General features: G+C 70.0%; 11 protein-coding genes. All 11 read right to left on the bottom strand.

Annotated elements, in window-relative coordinates:
• Nucleotides 1–313: 313 nt before the first annotated feature.
• The gene (locus VGW35_23855) at nt 314–2116 is read right to left on the bottom strand and encodes a fumarate reductase/succinate dehydrogenase flavoprotein subunit (GenBank protein ID HEV8310710.1); all 1803 of its coding nucleotides are present in this window, start codon (nt 2114–2116) and stop codon (nt 314–316) included.
• On the bottom strand, nt 2116–2925 hold the full coding sequence (locus tag VGW35_23850; protein HEV8310709.1) for a hypothetical protein: 810 nt from the start codon (nt 2923–2925) through the stop codon (nt 2116–2118). The genes VGW35_23855 and VGW35_23850 overlap by 1 nt, the downstream gene beginning before the upstream one ends.
• The gene (locus tag VGW35_23845; GenBank protein HEV8310708.1) at nt 2922–3488 is read right to left on the bottom strand and encodes a Fe-S-containing hydro-lyase; all 567 of its coding nucleotides are present in this window, start codon (nt 3486–3488) and stop codon (nt 2922–2924) included. Before VGW35_23845 ends, VGW35_23850 begins: the two co-directional genes overlap by 4 nt.
• Before the next feature lie 154 nt (nt 3489–3642).
• Nucleotides 3643–4485, bottom strand: a complete 843-nt coding sequence (locus VGW35_23840; GenBank protein HEV8310707.1) for a fumarate hydratase — start codon at nt 4483–4485, stop codon at nt 3643–3645.
• A gap of 8 nt (nt 4486–4493) precedes the next feature.
• Nucleotides 4494–5423, bottom strand: coding sequence for a malate dehydrogenase (gene mdh, locus VGW35_23835; GenBank protein HEV8310706.1), 930 nt, complete (start codon nt 5421–5423; stop codon nt 4494–4496).
• Nucleotides 5424–5434: 11 nt separating this feature from the next.
• A complete protein-coding gene (locus VGW35_23830; protein ID HEV8310705.1) occupies nt 5435–5836 on the bottom strand; it encodes a PPOX class F420-dependent oxidoreductase in 402 nt (133 codons plus the stop codon).
• 84 nt (nt 5837–5920) lie between these two features.
• On the bottom strand, nt 5921–7183 hold the full coding sequence (gene icd / locus VGW35_23825) for an NADP-dependent isocitrate dehydrogenase (GenBank protein ID HEV8310704.1): 1263 nt from the start codon (nt 7181–7183) through the stop codon (nt 5921–5923).
• Between the two features lie 77 nt (nt 7184–7260).
• A complete protein-coding gene (locus VGW35_23820; GenBank protein HEV8310703.1) occupies nt 7261–9504 on the bottom strand; it encodes an aconitate hydratase in 2244 nt (747 codons plus the stop codon).
• A gap of 111 nt (nt 9505–9615) precedes the next feature.
• Nucleotides 9616–10311 carry a succinate dehydrogenase/fumarate reductase iron-sulfur subunit gene (locus VGW35_23815; protein HEV8310702.1) on the bottom strand — a complete coding sequence of 232 codons (696 nt, stop codon included), beginning with the start codon at nt 10309–10311 and terminating at the stop codon, nt 9616–9618.
• Between the two features lies 1 nt (nt 10312).
• A complete protein-coding gene (locus tag VGW35_23810) occupies nt 10313–10654 on the bottom strand; it encodes a succinate dehydrogenase (GenBank protein ID HEV8310701.1) in 342 nt (113 codons plus the stop codon).
• Nucleotides 10651–11379, bottom strand: a 729-nt coding sequence (locus VGW35_23805; GenBank protein ID HEV8310700.1) for a class I SAM-dependent methyltransferase, incomplete at its 5' end; no start/stop codon positions are given. The genes VGW35_23805 and VGW35_23810, both read right to left, overlap by 4 nt.

The raw sequence follows: 11379 nt of genomic DNA, 5'->3' as shown, positions 1-11379 counted from the left end.
GGTACTCCCGGAACTCGCCGCCGTCCGCGTCGCCGCGGAAGACGAGCATCACCGCCTCGCGGCCGGCCACCCTACGTGCCCTCGCGGGTGCGGCAGTGCGCCGCCCGACGGGATGCGACGGGGATCGGCCCGGGCCGCATCACTTGTCCTCGAGGATGTACCCAGTCACACCGCGTCCGTGCGATGGAACCGGGCCGAGAGCCGAGCAGCCCTAGGACGCAGGGAGGAGGCGGGCCGAGGCGTATGCCGCATACGTTGAGGCCCGCCGACGACCGAGGACGACGGGCTGCGAAGGCTATCGGCCCGGGCCGCATCACTTGTCCTCGAGGAGCTTCTTGAGCTCCGGGGGCATCTCGGGGAGTGGCTCCTGGGTCACCACGATCTTGCCGTTCCTGTGACGAACGGCCACGTTGACCTTGGCGAAGTGCGGATCCGGCTTCGGATAATCCTCCCGCGTGTGACCCCCGCGGCTCTCCTTGCGCTCGAGCGCGGCGAAGGTGACGGCCTCGGAGACGGCCAGGAGCGAACCAAGGTCCAGCGCCAGGTGCCAGCCGGGATTGTAGAGCCGGGCGCCTTCCACCCCTACCCGCCCCGCGCGATCCTTCAAGGCCTGGATCCGCTGCACCGCCTCCTTCAGCTCCGCCTCCGTCCGGATGATTCCGACCAGGCTCTGCATCGTCTCCTGGAGGTCGTGCTGGATCTGGTAGGGGTTCTCGCCCCCCGTCCGTTCGAAGGGCGCGAGCACCTCGCGCCGGGCCGCCTCGACGTGGCCGTCGTCGATCTTCACGGTGCCCTTGAGCGCCCGCACGTAGTCGGCCGCGTAGAGTCCGGCCCGGCGGCCGAACACGAGGAGGTCGGAGAGCGAGTTACCACCCAGCCGGTTGGCCCCGTGGAGGCCTCCCGCCACCTCGCCCGCCGCGAAGAGGCCCGGGACGGCCGTGGCCGTCGAGTCCGCGTCCACGCGTACCCCGCCGTTCATGTAGTGGGCGGTCGGCCCCACCTCCATCGGCTCCTTGGTGATGTCCACGCCGGCCAACTCCTTGAACTGGTGGTACATGGACGGGAGCCGCCGCTTGATGTAGTCGGCCGGGCGCCGGGAGGCGATGTCGAGGAAGACGCCTCCGTGTGGGCTCCCCCGCCCGGCCTTGACCTCCGCGTTGATGGCGCGGGCCACCTCGTCGCGGGGCAGGAGGTCGGGCGTCCTCCGGGCATTCTTCTTGTCCGTGTACCAGCGATCGGCCTCCTCCTCGGTGTCCGCGGTCTCGGCCCGGAAGTACTCCGGGATGTACTTGAACATGAAGCGCTCGCCCAGCGCGTTCGTGAGGGTCCCGCCATCGCCGCGAACGCCTTCGGTGACGAGGACGCCGCGGACGCTGGGAGGCCAGACCATCCCGGTCGGGTGGAACTGGTAGCACTCCATGTCGATCAGGTCCGCCCCGGCCTCGAGGGCCAGGCTGACCCCATCCCCGGTGTACTCCCAGGAGTTGGAGCTGAACTTCCAGATCTTGCCGATGCCGCCGGTGGCCAGGACCACCGCCTTGGCCTTGAAGAGGGCGAACTGGCCGGTAGGCCGGTAGTAGCCGAGCGCGCCGGCGATGTGGCCGTCGTCCGTGAGGAGACGCGCGATCGTGCACTCCATGAACACGTCGATCCCGCGGTGAACGGCGTGCTGCTGGAGGGTGCGGATCATCTCGAGGCCGGTCCGGTCCCCGACGTGGGCCAGGCGCGCGTAGCGGTGGCCGCCGAAGTCACGCTGGAGGATCAGCCCGTCCTTGGTCCGGTCGAAGAGGGCGCCCCAGCGCTCGAGCTCCAGCACCCGCTCGGGTGCCTCCTGGGCGTGGAGCTGGGCCATCCGCCAGTTGTTCAGCATCTTGCCGCCGCGCATGGTGTCCCGGAAGTGGACCTGCCAGTTGTCCTCCGGATACACGTTGCCCAGCGCGGCGGCGATACCGCCCTCGGCCATGACCGTGTGGGCCTTCCCGAGGAGCGACTTGCAGATCAGGGCCGTCTTCACTCCCTGCGCGGAGGCCTCGACGGCCGCCCGGAGGCCGGCGCCCCCGGCCCCCACCACGATCACGTCGTACTCGTGTGTTTCGTACCGGTCTCCGGCGCTCATCACAGGATCCTGAAGTCTCGAATGACGCCCATCGAGACGAGCCGGATGTAGAGGTCGGTGAGCCCGACGCTGAACAACGAGAGCCACGCGAAGAGCGGGTGGCGCTCGTTCAGGCGGGTGAGGAACCGCCAGACCTGATAGCGGGCGGGCGCCTTGGAGAACTCGTCGAGGACGCCGCCGCAGACGTGCCGGCAGGAATGACAGGAGAACGTGTAGCCGGCCAGGAGAACCACGTTGGCCCACATCACGAGGGTCCCGACCCCGACGCCGAAGCCGTCCCGGAATCGGAACGCCAGGAGCGCGTCCCAGGTGAGGACCACGATGAAGATGACCGCGACGTAGAACATGTAGCGGTGCCATTTCTGCAGGGTGAGCGGGAAGCGCGTCTCGCCCGTGTACTCCCGCCGGACGTCCGGGACGGCGCAGGCCGGCGGCACCCCCCAGAACGCGCGGTAGTAGGCCTTGCGGTAGTAGTAGCAGGTCAGGCGGAAAAGGCCGGGGCCCCAGAGGACGAGGAAGGCCGGCGACAGGACGCCGATGATCGGAAGCTGCGGATGCCTGCCGAGCAGCGGCACGGTGACGTGCAGACATTCCGCCGTGAGGCAGGGCGAGTAAAAGGGCGAGAGGTAGGGGGCCGCGTAGTAATGGGCGTTCTGGAGCGCGGCCCAGGTCGAGTAGAAGATGAACGCGCCGAGACCGGTCACCACCAGGGTCGGCTCGATCCACCAGGGGTCCCAGCGAAGCGGCCCGGCGATGTGGGGCCGCCCGGTGTGCGTGCCGGTCACCCTGGTCGCAGTGATCCCGTTCATTCGGAGGCCTCCCCGGCCGGGCGCGCGTATTGCTTCATCCCGTCCTCGTAGAGGTCGCCGCCGTGGGTGTCGTTGACCACGATCACCGGGAAGTCCTCCACGGTGAGGCGGCGGATCGCTTCGGTCCCCAAGTCATCGTAGGCGACGATCTCGGCGGCCTTGATGTACCTGGAGAGGAGCGCGCCGGCCCCCCCCACCGCCCCGAAATACACGCACTTCCACTGGCGCATCGCGTCCCGTACCGACTGCGAGCGGTGTCCCTTGCCGATCATCCCTTTGAGGCCGAGCGCCATCAGCCGGGGCGCATATCTGTCCATGCGCCCTCCGGTGGTGGGCCCGGCCGAGCCGATCACCATGCCAGGCGGCGGCGGCGTCGGCCCCACATAGTAGATGATCTGGCCGCGAACGTCGACCGGCAACGGCTGCCCCTCGTCGAGTCGGTCGACGAGTCGCTTGTGCGCGGCATCACGGCCGGTGAGGAGGATCCCGAACAGACGCACCCGGTCCCCGGCCCGGAGCTGGACGACGTCGCCGTCCGAGAGAGGGGTCGTCAACCGGAGCACGTCGCCGCCGACCTCGAGGCTCAGAGGACACCCTCCTTGTGGCGATGCGCGTGACACGCGATCTTCTCGGAGGGGGGCTCCGCCCCCCTTCCGAACCTCCCCCCGAGGAAGGGTTGCGCGGGCAAAGCCCGCGCTCGGACTCGGGCCCGGCCTCTCACAGCACGGCCTCTTTGTGCCGATGCGCGTGGCATTCGATCGTCACCGCCACCGGGAGCGAGGTGATGTGGCACGGGAACGTCTCGATGTGAATGGCGAAGGCCGTGGTGTCGCCCCCGTAGCCCTGCGGCCCGATCCCCAGGCGGTTCGCCCCGTCGAGGAGCTCGGCCTCGAGGGTGGCCAGCTCCGGGTTCGGGTTGGGCTTGCCGATCTCCCGGAAGAGCGCTTTCTTGGAGAGCAGAGCCGCTTTCTCGAAGGTGCCGCCCACGCCGACCCCGGCGATGAGGGGCGGGCAGGCGTCGGGGCCCGCGGTCTTGATGCACTCGAGGACCCACGCCTTGACCCCGGGCAGGCCGTCGGCGGGGGTCAGCATCTTGTACTTCGAGCGGTTCTCGCAGCCGCCGCCCTTGGCCATCACCCTCAGCGTCAGATGCTCGCCCGGGACGACCTCGACGTGGACCACGGCCGGGGTGTTGTCGCCGGTGTTCTTCCGGTCAAACGGGTCACGCACGATGGAGGCCCGGAGGTAGCCCTCCGCATAGCCCTGGCGCACGCCCTCGTCGATGGCGTCGGTGAGGAGACCGCCGGTGACGTGGACGTCCTGGCCGAGCTCGACGAAGCAGATGAGGAAGCCGGTATCCTGGCAATACGGCAGCCGCTCGGTCCGGGCGATCCGCGCGTTCTCCTTGATCATCTCCAGGACCTGCCGGCCGGCCGGCGAACGCTCCCGCTCGAGCGCCCGGTCGAAGGCGCGGAGCATGTCCACGCCCAGCTCGAGGTTCGCTTCCTGGCAGAGCCGCTTGATGGTCGCCGTGACGTCGCCGGCCGGGATCTCTCGCATGACGGTTCCTAGAGCTTCAGCTTGTCGGCCAGTTCGCGGACGGCCTCGGCGGACTTCTCGAGGGCAGCCGCCTCATCGGGCGTGAGCCGGATCTCGATGATCTGCTCGACCCCGCCCCGCCCCAGCTTCACCGGCACCCCCACGAACAGCCCCCGGATCCCGTACTCCCCCTCGAGGTAGGCGGCGCAGGGGAGGATCTTCTTCTTGTCGCGCAGGATCGCCTCGACCATCTCGGTGACCGAGGCCCCGGGCGCGTAGAACGCGCTCCCCGCCTTGAGCAGGTTCACGATCTCGGCGCCGCCGGTGGCCGTGCGGTGGACCAGGGCATCGATCCGCTCCCTGGGCAGGAGCTCGGTGATCGGGATCCCGGCCACCGTCGAATAGCGGGGCAGCGGCACCATGGTGTCGCCGTGGCCGCCGAGGACGAACGCGGTCACGTTCTCGACCGACACGCCGAGCTCCTCGGCGATGAAGGTCCGAAAGCGCGCCGAATCGAGGACTCCCGCCATCCCGAGAACCCGCTGCTTCGGGAACCCGGACGTCCTCCAGGCGAGCTGCGCCATCGCATCGAGCGGGTTGGTGACCACGATGAGGATGGCCTCGGGCGACAGGCGGGCCACCTCTTGCACGACGCCGCGGACGATGTCCGCGTTCTTGAACAGGAGGTCGTCGCGACTCATCCCCGGCTTCCGGGCCAACCCGGCGGTGAGCACGACGATGTGCGAGCCCGCGGTCGGCGCGTAGTCGTTGGCGCCGATCAGGCGGCAGTCGTAGCCGTGGACGGGCCCGGCCTGGAGGAGGTCGAGCGCCTTTCCCTGCGGCAGTCCCTCGACGACGTCCGTCAGGACGACGTCCGCCAGCTCCCGCTCGACGATGTACTGGGCGGTGGTCGCCCCGACGTTGCCGGCGCCGACGACCGTGACCTTCGGGCGGGTCATGCCGCCTCCCCTCATCGGGAGTGCCGCGTCCTCTTGATGACGGGCTTGCCGTCCTGGAAGACGGGCCCCTCGATCCCCCAGCTCCAGTGGGCTTCCGGAACGATCCGGATATACGGCTTCCGGCCGAACCGTCCGTCCCGCTCGACGATGGTCGCGCTGCCGTGGATCTTGATGCCGCGAGGCTTCCACGGATCGACCGACTCCAGGTCGTCGACCACCAGGGCCACCTTCGGATGGACCTGCGCGTTCTTGTACTTGAGCGTCCGGGTGATGTCGAGGCCGCCGACGTAGAAGTCCCGGCCGTCGAACTCAAACCCGACCGGCGCCACGTCGGATTGCATCTCGGCCGACGCCGTGGCGATCCGGGCCAGCCGCTGGGACTTGAGGTACGCGACTTCGCGTTCGGAGAACACGGAGACCCCTACAGAGGGATGCGCCACTTGGAACTCTTGACACGGCGCGCGCGCTCCGTGAACCGCCCCAGCATCTCTGCTACCTCACAGCCTCCGCATGTTGTCGACGATCGCGGTGGCGAACTCCGAGCACTTGACTTCCCGGGCGCCCTCCATGAGACGGGCGAAGTCGTAGGTCACGACCTTCTGCCCGATGGTAGCCTCGAGCCCCCTGATGATCCGATCCGCCGCGTCGGTCCAGCCCATGTAGCGCAGCATCATTTCGCCGGAGAGGATCACCGACCCCGGGTTCACCTTGTCCTGCCCGGCGTACTTGGGGGCGGTGCCGTGGGTCGCCTCGAAGAGGGCGTGCCCCGTCTCGTAGTTGATGTTCCCCCCTGGCGCGATACCGATGCCGCCGACCTGAGCGGCCAGCGCGTCCGACAGCAGGTCGCCGCTCAGGTTGGGGGCGGCGATCACGTCGAACTCGTCCGGGCGCGTCAGGATCTGCTGGAGAAAGGCGTCGGTGATGGCGTCCTTGATCAGGAGCTTCCCGGCCGGCGGCTTCCCCCCGCACTCCTCCCAGGAGACCGTCCGGTCCCCGAACTCGCGCCTGGCCAGCGCATACCCCCACTTCATGAACATCCCTTCCGTGTACTTCTGGATGTTCCCCTTGTGGACCAGGGTCACGTTGCGGCGGCCGTGCTCGATCGCGTAGCGGATGGCGGCCCCGATCAGCCGCTCGGAGCCCTCCCGCGAGATCGGCTTGATCCCGATGGAGGAGCTCTGCGGGAAGCGGATCTGCCGGACGCCCATCTCCCGGGTCAGGAAGTCGATGACCCGGCGACATTCCGGCGTCCCCGTCTCCCACTCGATGCCGGCGTAGATGTCCTCGGTGTTCTCGCGGAAGATCACCATGTCGACCTTCTCGGGGCGCTTGACCGGCGAGGGCACGCCCTGGAAGTACTTCACCGGGCGCAGGCACACGTACAGGTCGAGCTGCTGGCGGAGCGTGACGTTCAGGCTGCGGAAGCCCTCCCCGATGGGCGTGGTGAGCGGCCCCTTGATGGCCACCAGGTACTCCCGGATGACGTCGAGCGTCTCCTGGGGCAGCAGGTTCGGCGGGCAGTCCTTCCCGTAGGCCGCCTGCGCCTTCTCGCCGGCGTAGACCTCGGCCCAGGCGATCCGCCGCCGGCCGCGGGACGCCAGCTCGACCGCGGCGTCGAGCACGCGGACCGCGGCCTGCCAGATGTCGGGGCCGGTGCCGTCGCCCTCGATGAACGGGACGATCGGCGTGTCGGGGACCTGGAGCTTCCCGTGAGAGATGGTGATCCGCTCGCCGGCGGGGATCTTCACGCGACCGACCATCGAGGCCTCCTATGTATCCGAGTCGTTCGCGCCGGACCGAGGGCCGAGGAGCGCGAGGGTGATCGGCACGGCGCCAGCTAGGTCAGCGCGTTGAGCGCCGACCCCGCGCGGAACCAGCCGATCTGCTCGGCGGTCAGGGCGTGGCGGGTGATGACGGTCACCTCTCGCCCGTCCGGCTTGTGGACACGCGCCTCGACGGGCCGCCCCGGGGCCAGGTCGGCCAGTCTCACGATCGAGACCCGGTCGTCCTGCTCGAACAGGTCGTAATCCTTCGCATCGGCGAACACGAGCGGGAGGATGCCCTGCTTCTTGAGGTTGGTCTCGTGGATCCGGGCGAAGCTCTTCACGATGACCACTCTGGCCCCGAGATACCGCGGCGACATCGCCGCGTGCTCGCGGCTCGACCCCTCGCCATAGTTCTCGTCGCCGACCACCACCCAGCCGACGCCCTTCGCCTTCCAGTCGCGGGCGATCCGGGCGAACGGAACCCCCGCCTCCCCGGTGAGGACGTTCAGGCCCTTGCCCGTCTCGCCGGTGAAGGCGTTGAGGGCCCCGAGGAACATGTTGTCGCTGATCCGATCGAGGTGCCCGCGATACCGGAGCCAGGCGCCGGCCGGCGAGATGTGGTCGGTGGTCGTCTTGCCCCGCGCCTTGACCAGGATGGGCAGCCGCTCGAAGTCCTTCCCGTCCCACCGCGGGAACGGCTCGAGGAGCTGGAGGCGCTCGCTGTCCGGCGGGATGGCCACCCCGACGGCGTCGGCATCCGGGGCGGGCGCCTCGTACCCCTCGGCGCCGCCGGCGAACCCGTCGCGCGGGAGCTCCTCCCCCTCCGGCGGGGTGAACCGGAACGGCCGGCCGTCGGGGCCGGGGAGCGTTCCGTGGACCGGGTCGAACTCGAGCGTCCCCGCGAAGGCCAGGGCCGTCACGATCTCCGGGCTGGTCAGGAAGGAGAGCGTCGCCGCGCTCCCGTCGTTGCGCCCGGGGAAGTTGCGGTTGAAGGAGGAGACGATCGTGTTGGTCTCTTCCCGCCCGACGTCGGAGCGCTTCCACTGGCCGATGCAGGGGCCACAGGCGTTGGCCAGCACCGTGCCGCCCATCTGCTCGAAGGTCGTCATGATCCCGTCGCGCTTGATGGTCTGGAAGATCCGCTCGGAGCCGGGCGTGATGAGGAAGGGAGTGCGCGTCCGGAGCCCCGCCTTGATCCCTTGGGTGGCGATGTGGGCTGCGCGGCGCATGTCCTCGTAGGAGGAGTTGGTGCACGAGCCGATCAGGGCGGCCTTGATCCGGGCGGGCCAACCGTTCGCTCGCACGTCGTCGGCGAGCTTCGAGATCGACCGGGCCCGGTCCGGCGAGTGCGGGCCGACGATGTGCGGCTCGAGGGTCGAGAGATCGATCTCGACCAGCTCGTCGTAGAACCGCCCCGGGTCGTCGAGGACCTCCGGATCCGGCGTGAGGTGCTCGCGGGACTGCTCGGCCAGGGCGGCCACCTCCGCCCGGTCGGTGGCCCGAAGGTACGCGGCCATCCGGTCGTCGAAGGGGAAGACCGAGGTGGTGGCGCCGAGCTCGGCGCCCATGTTGCAGATGGTGCCCTTCCCGGTGGCGCTGATGGATTCGGCGCCGGGGCCGAAGTACTCGATGATCTTGTTGGTTCCCCCCTTGACGGTGAGGAGCCCGCACAGGTAGGTGATCACGTCCTTGGGCGCGCTCCACCCCCCGAGCTTGCCGGTCAGGTGGACGCCGACCAGCTTCGGGTGGAGAACCTCCCACGGAAGCCCGGCCATCACCTCGCCACAGTCGACGCCGCCGACGCCGATGGCGAGCATGCCGAGCCCGCCGCCGTTCGGCGTGTGGGAGTCGGCCCCGATCATCAGTCCGCCCGGGAACGCGTAGTTCTCCAGCACGACCTGGTGGATGATGCCCGAGCCGGGCCGCCAGAACCCGATTCCGTACTTTCGCGAGGCCGAGTGGAGGAAGGCGTAGACCTCGTTGTTCTCGGCCAGGGCACGGCCCATGTCGTCGGAGGCCCCGGTCTCGGCCCGGATCAGGTGGTCGCAGTGGACCGTGGAGGGCACGGCCACCCGCTTTTTCCCGGCCTGCATGAACTGGAGGAGGGCCATCTGGCCGGTCGCGTCCTGCATCGCCACCCGATCCACCCCGAGCCGGAGCTGGGCCTTGCCGCGGTCCCAGACCTGCGTCTTCCAGTCCAGGACATGGCTCACCAGGATCTTGTCGGTGAGGGTCAGGGGACGCCTCCACTCCCGGCGGGCCCGGGCCAGTCGCTCGGGCATGGCGGCGTACAGCGCGCGGATCGCGTCGATCATGGCGAGCCCCCAAAGATATCGCCTCCCACCCCCCGGGGGGCAGGAGGCGACGTGAAGTCTGCGCTTCGATGCTACCCGGCTGCCCGCCCGGTGTCAAGCGACCGAGCGCGGCTAAGTCCGCAAAAACAGTGATCGGGTCGCCTTGCGCCGGAGGCGCAGGATCGAATCGGCCGGGGAGAGCTCCATGGGGCAGACGGCGGTGCACTGAGCTTGCCCGTGGCACCGGAAGACGCCGTCTTCCCCGAAGACGGTCGTCCACCGCCCGGTGGCCCCGGCGTCGCGGCCGTCGGCGAGCAGCGTGAACGCGCGGTTCAGGGCGGCCGGCCCCGGAAACCGAGGGTCCCAGCGGACCATCGTGCAGGCCGACACACACGCGCCGCAGCCGATGCACTCGATCGCGGCATCGATCGCGGGCCGCTCCGGAAGGGTCGCCTCCGGGGGTTCTCCACCCGGCACGAAGGCGGCGCCCGCCGCCTTCATGCGCTCGACGAAGGGCTGCAGGTCGACCACCAGGTCCCGGACCAGCGGGAAGTGGTAGAGCGGGCGGATCGTCACCGTGGCCCCCTGGCGGGCCAGCGGCCGGAGCCGGGTCCGGCAGGTCCAGCGCTCCCGGCCATCCACCACCATGGCGCACGAGCCGCACATCCCCACCCGGCAGGCGTAGCGGAAGGCGAGGTCGGGCGCCCGCGTTTCGCGAATCCCGACGAGGGCATCGAGCACCGTCGTGCCCTCCCCCGCCTCGACCGGAAACTCGTCGAAGCGCGCGGCGGGCGCCTCGGGGCGCCAGCGGAAGACGCGGATGATCATCTCAGTACCAGCGCCACCACCAGGCCAGCGCATAGAGGGCGACACCGAGGAGCAGGGCTGCGATGAAGAGCGCCTGATGGAGGCGCACCGGCAGCCCGAAGTCCAGGAGGATCGCCCGCAGCCCGAGGAGTCCGTGGAGGAGCACGAGGCCGAGGACGATCGCCTGGATCGGGCGGAGGAAGGGATTCCGGAGATGAAGCACGATCGCGAGGACGAGAGCCACGGCGGCCGCCCGCTGGAGGAGCCACGCCCACAGGCCGAGGCGGGTCCCCCGCCACGCATCGCGGCTTCGCCAGTCGCGATGGAGGACGGGAGCCGGCTGGTCCGCCACGTCGCGCGTCACGGGCGGCGGCCGCGGACGGCCCAGGCGCGGGCGACCAGGTGGACGGACCCGTCCGGGCCCACCGGGAGCGACGCTCGGATCCGCTCGCGCAGCGCCGCGCGGCGCGCCTCGCTCAGGGACATCGCGTAACCGGGCGCGGGGCCCTGGCCGCCGAGGAACGGCGACCAGTAGTCGTCGAAGTCGCGGAAGACGGTCGGGACGTCGATCGCCCGCGTCTCGACCTCGCCCAGCCGAGCGTCGACGAAGAGCGCCGCCAGCGCCTCCGGCCGGCAGACCGGAAAACGCCGGCCCTCGTCCAGCTCGCGGGCGGAGGAGTCGAGGGCCACTGCGACATCCCAGAAGTGGCGCATCAACTCCATCTTCCCCGCGTAGTCCCAGACGTAGGCCGCGACGGTCCCGCCCCGGCGCGCGACCCGCGCCATCTCGGCGACGGCCCGGGCCGGCTCGGGCACGAAGTTGAGGACGAGGCCCGACACGACGGCGTCGCGGGCCTCCGCCGGCTCCGGAAGCGCCCGGGCGTCGGCGACCTGGAACCGGACACGCGGGTCCTGCGTCATGCCTCGCGCGTAGGCCACATAGCCTTCGGAGGCGTCGATCGCGTCGACCTGGCTGGGCGAGGCCATGGCCAGGATCATCGCGGTCAGGGCGCCGGTTCCGCAGCCCACATCCAGCCACCGGGCGGCCGGCGGCACCGCGAGCCAGCTCAGAAACTCCTTCGCCACCAG

The sequence above is a fragment of the Candidatus Methylomirabilota bacterium genome, assembly GCA_036005065.1.
Taxonomy (GTDB): domain Bacteria; phylum Methylomirabilota; class Methylomirabilia; order Rokubacteriales; family DASRDR01; genus DASYQW01.
Note: the sequence above shows the minus strand (reverse complement) of the source record. Positions and strands in the feature narration are given on the sequence as shown.